Annotated in this window: 14 protein-coding genes and 1 pseudogene; 1 reads left to right on the forward strand and 14 read right to left on the reverse strand. The window is 71.0% G+C overall.

Annotated elements, in window-relative coordinates:
* Positions 1 to 78: 78 nt before the first annotated feature.
* From OVA15_RS06040 to rpsO, 8 genes are all read right to left on the reverse strand, one after another.
* Positions 79 to 1,776: a ribonuclease J gene (locus OVA15_RS06040; protein ID WP_024290164.1), complete on the reverse strand. Its 1,698-nt coding sequence runs from the start codon at positions 1,774 to 1,776 to the stop codon at positions 79 to 81.
* Between the two features lie 164 nt (positions 1,777 to 1,940).
* Positions 1,941 to 2,855: a 4-hydroxy-tetrahydrodipicolinate synthase gene (gene dapA / locus OVA15_RS06045; protein WP_024290163.1), complete on the reverse strand. Its 915-nt coding sequence runs from the start codon at positions 2,853 to 2,855 to the stop codon at positions 1,941 to 1,943.
* A 21-nt stretch (positions 2,856 to 2,876) separates the two neighbouring features.
* Positions 2,877 to 3,515 (reverse strand): tetratricopeptide repeat protein, encoded by a 639-nt coding sequence (locus tag OVA15_RS06050; protein ID WP_137803024.1) that lies wholly within the window; start codon positions 3,513 to 3,515, stop codon positions 2,877 to 2,879.
* On the reverse strand, positions 3,512 to 4,282 hold the full coding sequence (gene dapB, locus OVA15_RS06055; RefSeq protein WP_053447609.1) for a 4-hydroxy-tetrahydrodipicolinate reductase: 771 nt from the start codon (positions 4,280 to 4,282) through the stop codon (positions 3,512 to 3,514). Before dapB ends, OVA15_RS06050 begins: the two co-directional genes overlap by 4 nt.
* Before the next feature lie 85 nt (positions 4,283 to 4,367).
* Entirely contained in the window at positions 4,368 to 5,714 is a 1,347-nt protein-coding gene (locus OVA15_RS06060; RefSeq protein WP_268143750.1) for a M16 family metallopeptidase, read from the reverse strand.
* 114 nt (positions 5,715 to 5,828) lie between these two features.
* Positions 5,829 to 7,307, reverse strand: a complete 1,479-nt coding sequence (locus OVA15_RS06065) for a DHA2 family efflux MFS transporter permease subunit (protein WP_268143752.1) — start codon at positions 7,305 to 7,307, stop codon at positions 5,829 to 5,831.
* A 212-nt stretch (positions 7,308 to 7,519) separates the two neighbouring features.
* On the reverse strand, positions 7,520 to 9,781 hold the full coding sequence (locus OVA15_RS06070) for a polyribonucleotide nucleotidyltransferase (RefSeq protein WP_268143754.1): 2,262 nt from the start codon (positions 9,779 to 9,781) through the stop codon (positions 7,520 to 7,522).
* A gap of 435 nt (positions 9,782 to 10,216) precedes the next feature.
* The gene (rpsO, locus tag OVA15_RS06075) at positions 10,217 to 10,486 is read right to left on the reverse strand and encodes a 30S ribosomal protein S15 (RefSeq protein WP_006214488.1); all 270 of its coding nucleotides are present in this window, start codon (positions 10,484 to 10,486) and stop codon (positions 10,217 to 10,219) included.
* A 268-nt stretch (positions 10,487 to 10,754) separates the two neighbouring features.
* Here rpsO and OVA15_RS06080 point away from each other — a divergent pair, with 268 nt between their 5' ends.
* The gene (locus tag OVA15_RS06080) at positions 10,755 to 11,663 is read left to right on the forward strand and encodes an aldo/keto reductase (RefSeq protein WP_006214487.1); all 909 of its coding nucleotides are present in this window, start codon (positions 10,755 to 10,757) and stop codon (positions 11,661 to 11,663) included.
* Between the two features lie 121 nt (positions 11,664 to 11,784).
* On the opposite strand, the gene OVA15_RS06085 is transcribed toward OVA15_RS06080, so the two are convergent.
* The 6 genes and pseudogenes from OVA15_RS06085 to rbfA all read right to left on the reverse strand — a co-directional run bounded on the left by OVA15_RS06085 (position 11,785) and on the right by rbfA (position 16,083).
* Positions 11,785 to 12,849: a bifunctional riboflavin kinase/FAD synthetase gene (locus tag OVA15_RS06085; RefSeq protein WP_268143757.1), complete on the reverse strand. Its 1,065-nt coding sequence runs from the start codon at positions 12,847 to 12,849 to the stop codon at positions 11,785 to 11,787.
* Between the two features lie 200 nt (positions 12,850 to 13,049).
* Positions 13,050 to 13,583, reverse strand: coding sequence for a GNAT family N-acetyltransferase (locus OVA15_RS06090; protein WP_326493305.1), 534 nt, complete (start codon positions 13,581 to 13,583; stop codon positions 13,050 to 13,052).
* A gap of 70 nt (positions 13,584 to 13,653) precedes the next feature.
* The gene (locus OVA15_RS06095) at positions 13,654 to 14,181 is read right to left on the reverse strand and encodes a hypothetical protein (RefSeq protein WP_268143759.1); all 528 of its coding nucleotides are present in this window, start codon (positions 14,179 to 14,181) and stop codon (positions 13,654 to 13,656) included.
* Between the two features lie 14 nt (positions 14,182 to 14,195).
* Positions 14,196 to 14,567, reverse strand: a complete 372-nt coding sequence (locus OVA15_RS06100) for a hypothetical protein (RefSeq protein ID WP_268143761.1) — start codon at positions 14,565 to 14,567, stop codon at positions 14,196 to 14,198.
* A gap of 52 nt (positions 14,568 to 14,619) precedes the next feature.
* Positions 14,620 to 15,536 (reverse strand): annotated as a pseudogene (truB, locus tag OVA15_RS06105) (tRNA pseudouridine(55) synthase TruB).
* A gap of 61 nt (positions 15,537 to 15,597) precedes the next feature.
* Positions 15,598 to 16,083: a 30S ribosome-binding factor RbfA gene (gene rbfA, locus OVA15_RS06110; protein WP_006214468.1), complete on the reverse strand. Its 486-nt coding sequence runs from the start codon at positions 16,081 to 16,083 to the stop codon at positions 15,598 to 15,600.
* Positions 16,084 to 16,224: the final 141 nt, after the last annotated feature.

Genomic DNA, 16,224 nt, shown 5'->3' on the forward strand with positions numbered 1-16,224 from the left:
GACGGCCCGCAGACGATGGCTCGTCTGCGGGCCGCGGTGTGGCCTGACCGCCCGGTGATCACGGGGCGGCGGCCGGGATCAGCTCCGGTCCGCCTCCAGCACGACCGGGACGATCATGGGCTTGCGGCGCAGCTTGCGCCCCACCCACGGGCCGATCGTGCGGCGCACCGTCTGCTGCAGCTGGTGCGTGGTGTGCTCGCGCTTGTCCTTGAGGGCGTCCTCGATCGCGGCGGTGATCTTGGGCTTGATCTCGTCGAACACGCGATCGTTCTCGGCCACGCCGCGGGCGTGGACGTCCGGGCCGGTGACGACGGACTTGGACTTGCGGTCGATCACGACGACGATCGAGACGAAGCCCTCCTCGCCGAGCACGATGCGGTCCTGGAGGTCGTCCTCGGTGATCATGCCCACCGACGAGCCGTCGACGTAGACGAACTTGATGTCGCGGCGACCGGCGATGCGCGCCCGGCCCTGCTTCATATCCACGCTGGTGCCGTTCTCGATCAGCAGCACGTTCTCAGGCGGCACGCCGGTGGCCTCGGCGAGCTCGCCGTTGGCCATGAGGTGGCGGACCTCGCCGTGCACCGGCATGACCTGCTCGGGCTCGACGATGTTGTAGCAGTACAGCAGCTCGCCTGCCGAGGCGTGCCCGGAGACGTGGACCTTGGCGTTGGACTTGTGCACCACATGAGCGCCCATGCGCATGAGGCTGTTGATGATGCGGAACACGGAGTTCTCGTTGCCCGGGATCAGCGACGAGGCGAGGATGACGGTGTCGCCCTCCTGCAGCTGCACCCGGTGATCGCCGCGGGCCATGCGCGACAGCGCCGCCATGGGCTCGCCCTGGGAGCCGGTGCACATCACGACGATCTCGTCGTCGCGGTAGTTGTCGATCTTCTTCTGATCGACCAGCACGCCCTTGGGCACGTCCAGGTAGCCGAGCTCCTCGGCGATGCCCATGTTGCGCACCATGGACCGGCCCATCAGCACGACCTTGCGGTTGGCCGCGACGGCGGCGTCGAGCACCTGCTGCACGCGGTGGACGTGCGAGGAGAACGACGCGACGACGACCTTCTGGGTCGACTTGGCGATGACGCCGGAGAGCACCGGCCCGATGTCCTTCTCGGTGGGCGTGAAGCCCGGGACCTCGGCGTTGGTCGAGTCGGTCAGGAACAGGTCCACGCCCTCCTCTCCCAGGCGGGCGAAGTGGCGCAGGTCGGTGATGCGGCCGTCGAGAGGAAGCTGGTCCATCTTGAAGTCGCCCGTGTGCAGCACCGTGCCGCCCTTGGTCCGCATGAAAACGGCCAGGGCGTCCGGGATGGAGTGGTTCACGGCGACGAACTCGCACTCGAACTCGCCCAGCTTCTCCACCTGGCCCTCGCGGACGGTGAGCATGAACGGCTTGATGCGGTGCTCCTGCAGCTTGGCCTCGACCAGGGCCAGGGTCAGCTGCGAGCCGAGCAGGGGGATGTCCGGGCGGCGCTTGAGCAGGTACGGGATCGCGCCGATGTGGTCCTCGTGGCCGTGCGTCAGCACGACCGCGACGACGTCGTCCAGGCGGTCCTCGATCTGGGAGATGTCCGGCAGGATCAGATCCACGCCGGGCTGGTGCTCCTCGGGGAAGAGCACGCCGCAGTCGACGATCAGCAGCTGGCCGTTGATCTCGAACACGGTCATGTTGCGTCCGACCTCGCCCAGGCCGCCCAGCGGGGTGACTCGCAGGGTGTCCTTGGACAGGGACGGCGGTGCCTTCAGGTCTTCGATCCAGTGGACCATGTGACCCCTTTCATGTGCGGTTGTCAGCGCGATCTCGCGCTGCTGGTCATTCAGTTGTTCATGTCATGGGTCCGCGCTCCGCCGCCCGAGGACGGGGCGGTGCGGAGCGCGGTTCGCCGACAGGCTGCGCCGTCGACTCGCTGCAGCGCAGCGGCAGGCACGGCTCAGGCGCCGATCGTGTCCTGGACGACGCTGCCCTCCAGGTCAGCGCGCATGACGGCGAGCTCGTCCTGGGTGGCCTCGACGTACGGCAGGCGCACGGTGTGCCCGGGCAGCACGCCCTGCCAGTGCAGGATCTGCTTGGCGGCCACTGCGCCGGGCACGTGGGTCATGGTCGCGCGGACCACGGGCTCCAGCTCGTAGGCCAGGCCGCGGGCCGTGGCCAGGTCATCGCTGCGCATGGCATCGATCATCCGGCGGAAGCGCGGGGTGTCCACGTGCGAGGTCACGCCGACCAGGCCCACGGCGCCGATGGCCATCCACGGGACGGTCAGGCCGTCGTCGCCGGAGTAGAACAGCAGATCGGACTCGGCCATGACGCGCGTGGCCTCCGTGAGATCCGCCTTGGCGTCCTTGACCGCGACGATTCTGGGGTGCTCGCCCAGCCGGATCAGCGTGTCCGCCGACAGTGGGATGCCCGTGCGGCCGGGGATGTCGTAGAGCATGATCGGCAGCTCGACGGAGTCGGCGACCTTCTCGAAATGCGCGACGACGCCGGCCTGCGTGGGCTTGTTGTAGTACGGGGTGACGATCAGCAGCCCGTCCATGCCGGCCTTCTGGGCCTGCTCGGACAGGTGCATGGTGTGCGCGGTGTCGTTGGACCCCGCACCGGCCACCAGGGCGGCCCGATCGCCGACGGCCTCGCGCACGGCGCGGAAGACCGCCTCGTGCTCGTCATCCGTCATGGTCGAGTACTCCCCGGTGGTGCCGCCGACCACCAGGCCGTCGCAGCCCTGGTCCACCAGGCGCTGCGCGAGCGCTGCGGTGGAGTCCAGATCCACGGAACCATCGGCGCGGAACGGAGTCACCATGGCGGTGAGCAGGGTTCCGAACAGGGGCTTGTCGTGGTGCGCAGTCATGCGACCACCCTACCGTCTCCGTCAGTCACCGGTGCTGGCAGGGCCGCGCGGGGCGCGCCCTCGCGACAGGGCCACGGCATCGCGCATGCACCGGCGTGCGCGCGCAGTGTCCCCCGAGGCGCTGTAGGCCAGGCCGAGCCGGTACCAGCTTCGCCAGTCCCCGGGCGCGGCTTCGGCCTCCTGCGCCCAGCGCTCGAAGTCCTTGTCTGCGGCCTCGCGCACGATCCGCCCGCTGGGGCGCCGCGGCAGGTCCTCGGGCAGTCCGCCCTCCGCCTCCAGACGACGGCCGAGGCCCTCTAGCCGGGAGCCGAAGACGACCTCGCGGACCAGCGCCCACACGCCGAGCACGGGCAGGACGATCATCCCGATCGCCAGCAGCTTGGAGACCAGCACGTCCGAGCTCAGCAGGATCCACGCCCGCTGCAGGCTAAGTCCCAGATACAGGGCCAGCAGCGCTGCCATGATCGCGGCCAGCGCCTTGCCCTGGGCGCGAGCCTCGAGCAGCGTGAACACGCCCGCGAAGGCCACGACCACCAGGATCCAGACCTTGGACGCGCTCGGCAGCGGGAGCAGCAGCAGGCTCAGCAGCGCTGCGACGAGCACCACCCAGCCCAGCCGCCGCAGCGGACTCCGCGACTGCCGGACGTCCTCAGCGCTCACGCGTCCAGGTCCAGGTAGCCGTCGAGCCCGTGGGTCAGCCCCGGGCGCTGCCCGACGGTGCGCACGCCCAGCAGCACGCCGGACATGAAGGACACGCGGTCGAACGAGTCGTGGCGGATGCTCAGCTGCTCCCCCACGGAGCCCAGCAGCGTCTCCTGGTGCGCGACCAGCCCGCGCAGGCGCACCGAGTGGACGTGGATGCCGTCCACGACTCCCCCGCGAGCGCCCGTGGGATCGGTCTGGGTGGCATCCGGGGAGACGGGCACACCGGCCTCCTCCCGCTCGGCGGCCATCAGCGCGGCCGTCCTGGCGGCGGTGCCCGAGGGGGCGTCGACCTTGTCCGGGTGATGCAGCTCCACGATCTCGGCCGATTCGAAGAACCTGGCGGCCTGGGCCGAGAAGCGCATGGCCAGCACCGCGCCGATCGAGAAGTTCGGGGCGATCAGCACCCCCACCTCCGGGTGCTCGCCCAGCAGCTGCTCCAGGCGGGCCAGCTTCTCGTCGTCCCATCCGGTCGTGCCCACGACGCAGTGGATGCCGTGCTCCACGCCGAAGCGGACGTTGTCCTCCGAGGCCGCGGGCACCGTCAGGTCGATCAGGACCTCCGCCTGCGCATCCACGAGCCCCTGCAGGCTGTCGCTGTGATCGATGGCCGCCACGAGGTCCAGTCCCTCGGCGGCCTCGACGGCCTTCACGGCCTCCGAGCCCATGCGCCCGTGGGCGCCCAGGACGGCCACGCGCAGTCTGCTCGCAGTGTTCTCGCTCATGCTGTGCTCCTTCGCTGCGCCGCCGATCGGCGGCTCGGATGGTGATCGTCCCGCATGCCGTGCGGGCGGGCGCCTGCCCGGGGGCTCACTGCCCGTCGGGGGGCTGCACGACCTGCACGACGGCGGGGCCCTCCGCGAGCTCGGCGGCCAGGCGCTGGACGTCCTGCGCGGTCACGGAGCGGACCCGGTTCATGGTCTCCTCGAGGTCCACGAACTCGCCGATGCCCAGCTCCGCCGAGCCCAGGCGGCTCATGCGCGAACCGGAGTCCTCCAGCGCCATGACGGTCCCGCCGGCCAGCTGCCCGACGACCTTGGCCAGCTCGCGCTCCCCCGGGCCGTCGGCGGCCAGCTCCTGGAGCTGGGCCTGCATCAGCTCCAGCACCTCGTCGGTGCGCGCGGGCGCGCAGCCGGCGTACATCCCGAAGTATCCCGCATCCGAGTAGGAGCCGGAGAAGGAGAACGTGCTGTAGGCCAGCCCGCGCTTCTCCCGGATCTCCTGGAACAGCCGCGAGGACATGCCCCCGCCCAGCGCGGCGTTGAGCACGGTCATGACGTAACGGCGCTCGTCACCGGTGACCAGGCCGGGGCGCCCGATCACCACATTGGACTGCTCGACCGGGCGGTGCAGCAGGTGACGGCCCCACTCGGGGCACAGCTGTGCCAGGCCGTCGGGCTGCCCCGAACGACGGGCTCGCGGACGGCCGGGAGCCTCGGGGTCCCAGCCGGCGCGGGCCAGGCGCTCGCGCACCTCCTCGACCACGCGGTCGTGATCCAGGCCTCCGGCGGCGGTGACCACGAGGTTCTCCGGGCGGTAGTGCTCCTGCCAGTGCTCGAGCACGCGCTGGCGGGCCACCTCGGTGATCTCCTCGGGCGTGCCCCCGATGGGGCGCGAGAGCGGATTGCCGTGCAGAACGTGCTCGACGAAGTGCTCGAAGGCCACGTCCGTGGGGTCGTCCTGGTCCATGGCCAGCTCCTCGAGGATGACCCCGCGCTCGCGCTCGAGCTCATCGGTCTCCAGCAGCGGCGCGGTGACCATGTCCGCGAGGACGTCGATCGCCATGGGCAGGTCCTCGGAGAGCACCCGCGCGTAGTAGCACGTGGACTCCTTGGCTGTGGCGGCGTTCGACTCGCCGCCGACCTCGTCGAAGGCCTCCGCGATCTGCAGCGCGCTGCGCCGGGCGGTCCCCTTGAACAGCAGGTGCTCGAGGAAGTGCGTGGAGCCCAGGTGACCTGGCTGCTCGTCGCGCGAGCCCACCCCCACCCAGAAGCCCACGGAGGCAGAGAGCAGCCCAGGCATGGACTCGGTGAGGATCCGCACGCCGTTGGGCAGGACGGTGCGGCGCACGGCGGCACCACCGTCGCCGGACCAGACCAGCTCGGGCGAGTGCGTACCGGCGGGGTCCTGCGGGCGCAGCTCCAGCGCGTACGACATGTGGGGGATCGACTCCTGACGGCGATGAGGGATGGCCCCGGGGGCCGCAGCCGCGGCTCCTCTCGGGAACCCGTCGAGTCTAGGACCAGGCTCGCGGGGCGGCCAACTGCCGGCTCAGCCCTCGATCTCGGTCCGGGACCCCGATCTGGGGGCCCGGATGAACAGGGAGAGCATCAGGGCGATGCCCACCAGCCCGGCACTGGTGAGGAAGGCCGAGTTCGCCCCGTCCGCCAGGGCCGTGGTCTCCGCGGCGCCTGCATCCCGGGCGCCGTCGGAGACCAGGCTGTAGATCGCGATCATGGCTGCCGTTCCGGCCGCGGCCGCCAGCTGCTGGCCTGTGTTGAGGATCGCGGAGCCGTGGCCGTAGAGCTCCCGCGGCAGCGAGCCCAGGGCCGTGGTCATCAGCGGGGAGAACAGCGCCGCCAGCCCGATCGAGAACACGACGTGGATGGCGATGATCTCCGCCACCGCGGTGGACTCGTCGACCGTGGACAGCCAGACCAGGGAGCCGACCTCGATGACCAGGCCGGGGATGATCAGCGGACGGGGGCCCACGCGATCGAAGAGCCGCCCTGCCAGCGGGGAGACGACGGCCTCGACCAGGCCTCCGGGCATCAGCGCGAGCCCCGCCACCAGGGCCGTGGCCAGCAGGGAGCCCTGCAGATAGAGAGGAAGCGTGTTCATCACGCCGAGCATCGCCCCGAAGAGGATCAGCAGCACGATGATCGGCAGGGTGAATCCCCGCACGGCCAGCGGCCGCAGGTCCAGCAGGACCTCTCCGGTCCGGGCCCGGCGGATCTGCCGAAGCGCGAACAGCACCAGCGCCACGGCCCCGACGCCCGTCACGCTCAGCGCGACGACCGCGGCCGAGCCGCCGGCGAGGATCTGCCCGATCGAGGTCAGGCCGTAGATCAGGCCCCCGAAGGCCAGGACGGAGAGCACCACGGAGACCACGTCCAGCGGCAGACGGCGCGGGGTCCCCACATTGCGCAGCCTGGCCAGGCCCAGCAGGCCCGAGGCGGCCACCAGCGGGACCATCACCCAGAAGATCGCGTGCCAGGAGGCAGCCGAGAGCACGGCTCCGGCCACTGTGGGCCCCAGGGCCGGACCCACGGCCATGACGACAGCGATCAGACCCATCACGGTCCCTCGCCGCTCGGCGGCCACCAGGGTCATGGTCACCGCCATCATCAGGGGCAACACCACGGCCGTGCCCGCGCCCTGGAAGAGCCGCCCGAGCAGCAGGACCCCGAACCACGGCGCCAGCGCGGCCAGCAGGGTGCCGAGCAGGAACGCGGCGACGGCGACGATGAAGACCGCCCGGGTCGAGAACCGCTCGAGCATCCAGCCCGTGGTGGGCATGACGACGGCCATCGTCAGCATGAAGCCGGTGAGCAGCCACCGGGCGGTGGCCGCGGAGACGTGGAACTCGCCCATGATCGCCGGCAGGGCCACGGCCACCGTGGTCTCGTTGAGCATCATCACGAAGGCGGTGGACAGCAGGACGACGAGGACGCCCGCCACGGAGGCCGATTCCGCCGCGCCGCTGGCCCCGTCCTGAGGCGGACGGCTGTCTGAGGTGTGTGCGGACAAGGCATCCGCTGTCACGTGCGGAAGGCCCCGACAAGGGGAGACGGCCCGTTGCCTCAGCATCAGGCCCGCCTCGACCGCACCCCGGATCCCGAGTCCGCACGCCGCCCGCAGACATGCCTCCCCCGAGGGGCTCAGACGGGTCGGGCCCCGCATCCACGGCGGATGCGGGGCCCGGGGGCCCCGTGCGGCTCAGGTGCGAGCCGGTGGAGGGATCACTCGGCGGCGGAGTCCTCGTCCGCCTCAGCGGCGTCGTCGTCGGCCACGACCGGCGAGAGCGAGAGCTTGCCGCGGTCATCGACCTTGGTGATCTCGACCTGGACCTGCTGGCCCACGCCCACGACGTCCTCGACGTCGTTGACGCGCTTGCCGTCGTTGAGCTTGCGCAGCTCGGTGACGTGCAGGAGGCCGTCGCGGCCCGGGGTCAGCGAGACGAAGGCGCCGAAGGTCGTGGTCTTCACGACCGTGCCCAGGTAGCGCTCCCCCACCTCGGGGACCTGCGGATTGGCGATCGCGTTGATAGCCGAGCGCGCGGCCTCGGCCGAGGGGCCGTCCACGGCGCCGATGAACACGGTGCCGTCGTCCTCGATGGAGATGTCCGCGCCGGTGTCCTCCTGGATCTGGTTGATCATCTTGCCCTTGGGGCCGATGACCTCGCCGATCTTGGAGACGGGCACGTTGACCGTGATGATCCGCGGGGCGTACTCGGACATCTCGTCCGGTGCATCGATCGCGGAGGCGATCACGTTGAGGATGGCCAGGCGGGCATCGCGGGCCTGGGCCAGGGCGGCGCCCAGGACCTCGGCGTCGATGCCGTCGAGCTTGGTGTCCAGCTGGATGGCCGTGACGAACTCGGAGGTGCCGGCGACCTTGAAGTCCATGTCGCCGAGCGCGTCCTCCGCGCCCAGGATGTCGGTCAGCGCGACGCTGGCCGGCTTGCCGTCGACCTCGCCGGTGATCAGGCCCATGGCGATGCCGGCCGCCGGGGCGCGCAGCGGCACGCCGGCGTTGAGCATCGACAGGGTCGAGGCGCAGACCGAGCCCATGGAGGTCGAGCCGTTGGAGCTCAGGGCCTCGGAGACCTGGCGGATCGCGTAGGGGAACTCCTCGCGCGACGGGATCACGGGGGCCAGTGCGCGCTCGGCCAGAGCGCCGTGGCCGATCTCGCGGCGCTTGGGCGAGCCCACGCGGCCGGTCTCGCCGGTGGAGTACGGCGGGAAGTTGTAGTGGTGCATGTAGCGCTTGGACTTCACCGGCGACAGCGAGTCGATCTGCTGCTCGAGCTTGAGCATGTTCAGCGTGGTGACGCCCATGATCTGGGTCTCTCCGCGCTGGAAGATCGCCGAGCCATGCACGCGCGGCAGGATCTCCACCATGGCGGTCAGCTCGCGGATGTCGCGGGGGCCGCGGCCGTCGATGCGCACGTTCTCGGAGAGCACGCGCTGGCGCACGGTGTGCTTGGTCAGGGCCTGGTAGGCGTCGTTGACCTCGTCGGCGCGCTCGGCGAAGGGCTTGCCCTCACCGGTCAGCTCCTCCAGGACGGACTGGTGCAGGGCGTCGGTGGCGTCCTCGCGCTCCTGCTTGCCGGCGATCGAATAGGCCTCCACCAGGCGCTGGCCCACGGCGTCCTTGACGGCCTGGGCGACGTCGTCGCCGTGGCCGCCGAAGCGCGGCAGCTCCATCTCGGGCTTGCCGGCGCGGGCCTTGAGGTCCGACTGGGCCTGGCACAGGGCCTTGATGAAGGGCTTTGCGGCGTCGAGGCCCTCGGCCACGATCTCCTCGGTGGGCGCCACGGCGCCCTGGCCCTTGATGAGCTCCCACGAGCGGTCGGTGGCTTCGGCCTCGACCATCATGATCGCGACGTCCTCGGTGCCATCGGCCTTGGTGACCACGCGGCCGGCCACGGCCATGTCGAACACGGCGTTCTCGAGCTGGGATTGCTTGGGGAAGCAGACCCACTGGTGGGTGCCGTCGGCCTCGGCCATCAGGGCCAGGCGCACGCCGCCGACCGGGCCGCCGAAGGGCAGGCCGGACAGGGTCGTGGACATCGACGCGGCGTTGATCGCGATGGTGTTGTAGATCTCGTCGGGGTCGATCGCCAGCACAGTCACGACGACCTGGACCTCGTTGCGGATGCCCTTCTGGAAGGCGGGGCGCAGCGGACGGTCGATCAGGCGGCAGGCCAGCACGGCGTCGGTCGAGGGACGGCCCTCGCGGCGGAAGAACGAGCCGGGGATGCGTCCGTCGGCGTACATGCGCTCTTCCACGTCCACGGTCAGCGGGAAGAAGTCGAAGCCCTCGCGGGGCTTCTTGCCCACCGCGGTGGTGGACAGCAGGGTGGTGTCATCGTCGATGGACACCAGGGTGGAGCCGGCTGCCTGCTGCGCGAGCAGACCGGTCTCGAAGCGCACGACGCGCTGGCCGTAGCGGCCGTTGTCGATGACGGCTTCGGCGGACTGGATCTCGGGACCCTCCAAGGGCCACCTTCCTTTCGTCGCGATCGTCTCCACGATCGGGGTGATCTGGCAGTGTCCGATCCGCCCCGCTCGCACGGCGCACGGTCTTCGATCGAAGTCCACGGCCGCGGCAGCGAGGCTGCGGGGATTCCGTGGACCACTGTCGAGGACCGGGACGCGGGCGGCGTGCGGGCCGGATCGACGAGGACGGCTGGAGCCGTCCATCACGGATGCCCTGCGGACCCATCCGTGGGCCCCGGGGCTTGTTCGTGCAGACCCAGCCTGACAGGTCCGCGACGCGCGGACCAGCATTGAGGGGCTGCGAGTGTTCGTCCGGACGCTCAGCCGGTGGGCGGGCGTCGGCGGCGGATGTGGCGGGATCCGCGCCCGTAGACCACGAGCGGGACCGCCGCGAGCTGCGTGGCGGCCCCGCCCGAGGCAAGGGTCAGAATGCGATCAGCGGCGCAGGCCGAGACGCTGGATCAGCGAGCGGTAGCGCTCGATGTCCGTGTTCTGCAGGTAGGTCAGCATGCGACGACGGCGACCGACCATGGCCATGAGGCCGCGGCGGGTGTGGTGGTCGTGCTTGTGCGACTTGAGGTGCTCGGTCAGATCCGAGATCCGGCGAGTCAGGACCGCGACCTGGACCTCGGGCGAACCGGTGTCGCCCTCGTGGGTCGCGTACTCCTCGATGATGGACTGCTTGACAGCTGCGTCGAGTGCCATGTGTGAACTCCTTCGGGGTCCAGTGCCGTGCGTCCCGGCTGCGAAGGTGATCGCGCCGGGGCAGGAGCTCGCACGAGCGGATCATGCGGACTCAGGGGCCCGTCCGCCACGGACTGCAGGCGGACCGCCGATCATGGTAGCAGGCGCGCGCCACACGGGCTGTGAGCCGGACGATGTCCGGGGACAGTGCAAGACTGGAGGGCGAACCCCTCCGGGCCCGTTCCGCTGCGGCCCCGGCGCACCGTCCCGAGCAGTGAGGAGTGGGCCCATGACCGAGTCCGCAGACAGCCGCGAGTCCGAGACCACGCAGATCGATCCGGCCCTGGCCGACCAGGTGGGCGTCTCCGAGCGCCGCCACACCCTCAACGACGGCCACCAGCTGCCGCAGATCGGCATGGGCACCTACCCCATGGACGACGCCGATGCCGAGGTCGGCGTCTACGAGGGCATCAACCGGGGCTTCCGCCTGATCGACACCGCCGTGAACTACGGCAACGAGATCGGCGTGGGCCGCGGCATCGCCCTGGCCGGGCTGCCCCGCGACGAGGTCTTCGTGACCACCAAGATCCCCGGCCGCGATCAGGGCGACGAGGCCACGGTGCGCGCCAGCGTGGAGGGCTCGCTCGAGCGGCTGGGCCTGGACCGCCTGGACCTGCTGCTGATCCACTGGCCCAATCCCCAGCAGGACAAGTACGTGCAGACCTTCCGGACCATGCTCGCCCTGCGCGAGGAGGGCCTGGTCCGCTCGGTCGGCGTCTCCAACTTCACCCCGGCCCACGTGGATCGCCTGATCGCCGAGACCGGCGAGACCCCGGCGGTCAACCAGGTCGAGCTGCACCCGCAGTACCAGCAGGAGGCCCTGCGCGCCCACCACCACGACAAGCGGATCCTGGTGCAGGCCTGGTCGCCGCTGGGGCGCAAGACCGACATCCTCGACCACGAGTGGCTCGCCGAGATCGCCGGGCAGGTCAACCGCACCCCGGCCCAGGTCATCCTGCGCTGGGAGATCCAGTCCGCGGTGCTGCCGATCCCCAAGTCCTCGAACCCCAAGCGCATGGCCGAGAACCTCGACGTCTTCGGCTGGGAGCTCAGCGATCAGCAGATGGAGCGCATCCGCCTGCTGCACACCGGTCTCTCCGGCTCGGGCTTCGACCCGGACGAGCACGAGGAGATGTGAGTCGGGCGCGCTGACCGCGCGCTCCGCCTGATGGACTGAGGGCCGCCCGGGGACTCCCCCGGGCGGCCCTCAGTCCGTCTCTGCCTCTGGTCGTTCAGGCGGCGGCGCCTGCAGCGCGCCGTCAGGGGGCGACGTCGGCCATGCCCTCCGGGTGCTGGGCCAGGATCTTGCGGGTGTTCTCCACGTCCAGGCTCATCTGCTGCACGAGCTTCTCCACGCCCTCGTAGGCCACCATGCCTCGCAGGCGGGCGATGAACTCCACGATGACCTCCTGGCCGTAGAGGTCGAAGTCCTCCACCCGCTCGCGGGGCCGGTCGATCACGTGCGCCTCGACCACCCGGGAGACGCCCTCGAATGTGGGGTTGGAGCCCACCGAGACCGCCACCGGCCAGCGCTGTCCGGAGGCGTCGGTGAGCCAGCCGGCGTAGACGCCGTCGGCGGGGATGTAGCCGTCGGAGTCCGGGGCGAGGTTGGCCGTGGGGAAGCCGAGCTCGCGACCGCGCGCGGCGCCGTGGACCACGGTGCCGCGCATGCGGTGCGGACGACCCAGCAGGCGTGCGGCGTCCTCGACGTCGCCGGCGATGAGGCGCTCGCGGATCCAGGTCGAGGAGATCCGCCGGTCCTCAGGATCGTGGTCGGTGTCCTCCTGGGAGGAGACGGGGCCGTCGACCCCGACCAGCGGGAGGTTCGTGGTGCGCAGCTGGGCCGGCACAGTGCCGCAGCACTCGAGATCCTCGACCACGACGACGTCGAAGCCGTGCTCGGCGCCGAAGCGGCGCAGGGCGGAGACATCGCCCTGATTGCCGCGCCCGAACCGGGCGTCGGCGCCCACGACCACGCAGCAGGCGCGCAGCCCGCGCAGCAGGTACCGCCTCATGAACTCGAGCGGGTCCTGCGAGGCGAAGGCGAGGTCGTAGTGCTGGACGAGCACAGCGTCCACGCCGAGCTGCTCCATGGCATCGAGCTTGTCCGAGGTGCCCATGATCCTGCCCCGGTACTGATCCGGGCGGTGCACCAGCGCCGGGTGCGGGTCGAAGGTCAGCACGACCGAGCTGGCGCCCTCACGATGGGCGCGCTCGACGACCATCCCCAGGACCTCCTGGTGCCCGCGATGGACGCCGTCGAAGTTCCCGACGGTGACCACGCAGGGCCCGAGGTCCTCGGGAAGCTCGGACAGGTCGTGCAAGCGATGCAACGGGTCTCCTCGGCAGGCGCGGCGTCGTCCGTCAGGACGACGTCCGCGATGCGGATCTGGGCGGTCGGACGGTGGTGGGCTCAGCGGATCGCGGGCTGCGGATGGGGCCGGCGGGCCTCATCCGGACGGGCACCGCTCGGCACTCGCTCCAGGGTAGTCGCTGACACCGACTCCCCGGCGGGTCGGATGCCTCAGGCCGGTGCCGGGCCGCCCCAGGGCTCGGACGGGCTGCGGTCATCGGCATCGGTCAAGGTCGCGATCCAGGTGTCGCGCAGCTGGCCCCGCTGCTCCATGTAACCGCGGACCAGAACGGGCGTGGAGAAACCGAGCTTCCAGGCGAGCTTGCGCGAGGCCCAGTTGCCGTCGAAGGCCAGCCAGTGCAGGTGCGTGAGCCCCATGGTGCCGAACGCGTGATCGATCACCAGGCGGCAGGCCGCCTCGGCGGAACCCGTGCCGCGGGCATGCGGGCCGAAGTTCAGGCCGATGTCCGCTGCACCGGCGCGCAGCCGGCACAGCTCGATCGTCCCGAGGAAGCGGCCCTGGGGATCCTCGGCCGCCCAGTTGATCGCCGATCCGGCCTTCAGCGCGCCCGGCACGTGCTCCCGGATGTACCACAGCGCCGACTCCACGCCGTAGGGCTCGGGAACGGTCGTCCAGCGCACAGCCACCGGGTCCTGGCAGTTCGCGGTCAGCGCCTCGGCGTCGGCGGGGGTCAGCTCCCGCAGGGTGAGGCCCCGTCGGTGAGCCGCGGGACGCTGAGCCCCTGGCTGGTGCTGGCGGCGGTGTCGTCGGTGCTCATGCGCGGTCTCCTGCGGTCTCGGTGGAGCGGTCGGTGTGGGGGCGGGTGCGGCGCAGCCAGATCAGCCCCACGATCGGCAGCAGCAGCGGGATGTAGCCGTAGCCCTGGCCGAAGTGGGACCAGACGGTCTCATCGGCGAACAGCTCCGGGGCGGCGAAGGTCATCGCGCCGATGCCGAGCACGCCGATGAGCTCCACCAGCACGGCACCCGTGGCGATCCGATGCCAGCCAGGCCCGGTCTTCGCCAGCGCCACTGCGGCCACCACGTAGACGGTCGCGGAGAACAGCGAGAGCAGGTAGGCCAGCGGAGCGACGTCGAACTGGGTGAGGATCTGATACAGCGAGCGGACTCCGGCCGACAGCGAGAAGATCCCGTAGACCACGATGATCACCCGGCCCAAGCCCGAGGACTTCGGGTCGGTGCGCCGTGCGCCCTCCCGCGGCCCGAAGCGCGACTGCAGTCGCCCGGGACGCTGCGGCTCGGAGCCGGCGGAGCGCGGGCTCTCAGGGTCGGTGTGCTGCATGGCGTCCTCTCGACTCACTGGTAGTACCAGATGACGTTCATCCGGTACACCATCACGATGATCGTGGGGCCCGTGGCCGCCAGGATCCAGTTGGACCAGCTCGAGCGCTCCACGAGCGACCAGATGAAGGTGCCCGCCGGGATCAGCAGCGCCGTCAGCAGGTAGCCCCAGTACTCGAGCGCCGAGCCCGAGGCCGCCGGACCGAGGATCCCCAGGAAGATCGAGCCGATCAGGTAGACGAGCAGGAAGGCCTCCAGCACGAGCACGGAGCCCTGCGTCGCATCTCCCGGGGGCCGCTTGCGCAGCGCCTCCACGGCGCAGATCAGCGTCGAGAGGCCGCCCAGGACCACCGAGGCCCAGAACCACCCGTCATATCCCCACAGCATCCGTGTCTTCTCTGCTTCCTGTCCTGCGGCCGCCGTGGCGACCGGTCCGTTCTCAGCCCTGCGCCTGGAAGACCAGGACCGACTTGGCGGTGCGCTCCTCGGCGTGTCCGCGGTCCTCGAGCAGGGCCACCACGTGGCCCTGCGGATCGAAGCCTGCGGTGAGCTCCCCCGGTCCGGTGCCGGTGGGTCCGATGCGCTTGCCCTGCCCGATCTCCACCGATTGCTGCGCGGTGAGCTCACGGGCCGGGAACATGGCCCGGGCCGCCTCGTCGAGGGAGGTGGACGGCACCGCTGCTCCCCGGCGACGATCCCGGTGAGCGCCTCCAGCTCCCGGGCCTGCTCGAGGCCCAGGGCGCCCACGCGGGTGCGGCGCAGCGCGCTGAGGTGCCCGCCGATGCCCAGCGCCGCACCGAGATCGCGGGCCAGCGCCCGGATATAGGTGCCGGAGGAGACGTCCAGGACGGCGTCGAGCTCGAGGGTCTCGCCATGCCTGCGGATCTCCGTCACGTCGAAGCGCGAGACCGTGATCGGCCGCGCCTCGAGGGCGACCTCTTCCCCCGCGCGCACGCGGGCGTAGGAGCGCTTGCCGTCCACCTTGATCGCCGAGACCGCGGACGGGACCTGCTCCAGGTCTCCGGTCAGCTCGGCGACGGCCGCGCGGATCTGCTCGTCCGTGACGGCTGCGACGGCGCCCGCATCCGCGGTGCCGGTGAGCTCGCCCTCGGCGTCCTCGGTGACGGTGGTGGCGCCCAGGCGAATGGTGGCCTCGTAGGTCTTGTCCGCGCCCACCAGGTGGGTCAGCAGCTTGGTCCCGCGCCCGACGCCCACGATCAGCACACCGGTGGCCATGGGGTCCAGAGTCCCGGCGTGGCCGACCTTGCGCGTCCCGCACAGCCGGCGCATCCGCCCGACGACGTCGTGGCTGGTCCAGCCCTCCGGCTTGTCCACGACCACGAGTCCCTCGGGCACGGTCAGCGAGGGATCGGGGCGCGGCGTCTGCGCGCCGCGCCCCGATCCGCCCGCCTGCGGCTCAGCGCTCACGAGTGCCGCTGGGATCCTCGTCGTCGGCCTCAGCGGCCGCGGACTGGGCGTCGTCGGCCTCGTCCGTGCGGTAGGAGTTCTCGCCGTTGGCGTAGGTGGCCCCGGCAGCAGACGCCGCCACAGCCGCGTCCTTCTCCTTGGCCCGGCGCAGGACGTCCTCCAGGTTGGAGGCCGCCTCCGGGATCTCATCGGCCACGAACTCGAGCGTGGGCGTGAGCCGGGCGGTGATGTTCTTGCCGACCTCGGCGCGCAGGATGCCCTTGGCGGACTCGAGGGCACGGGCCGAATCGGCCTTCTCCTCGGCGCTGCCGTAGACCGTGTAGTAGACGGTCGCGTGCTGCAGGTCGTTGGTCACGCGGGCGTCGGTGACGGTCACGAAGCCCAGGCGCGGGTCCTTGACCCGGCGCTCCAGAGCCTTCGCCACGATCACCTTGACGCGGTCGGCCATGCGGGAAGCCCGCTGTGCATCGGCCATGATCTCTCCCGTTCTCGCGCGCGGACCCGCGGGTCCGTGCGCTGCAGTGCAGTGTCAGGGGCGGCACCGAGGCGGTGCCGGAGCGTGCGGCCCGCAGCGCGGGACCGATCCGTCCGCCCGAGGGCGGCTGCGGAACGGACC

This window comes from Kocuria sp. SL71 (assembly GCF_026672465.1).
GTDB classification, from domain to species: domain Bacteria; phylum Actinomycetota; class Actinomycetes; order Actinomycetales; family Micrococcaceae; genus Kocuria; species Kocuria palustris.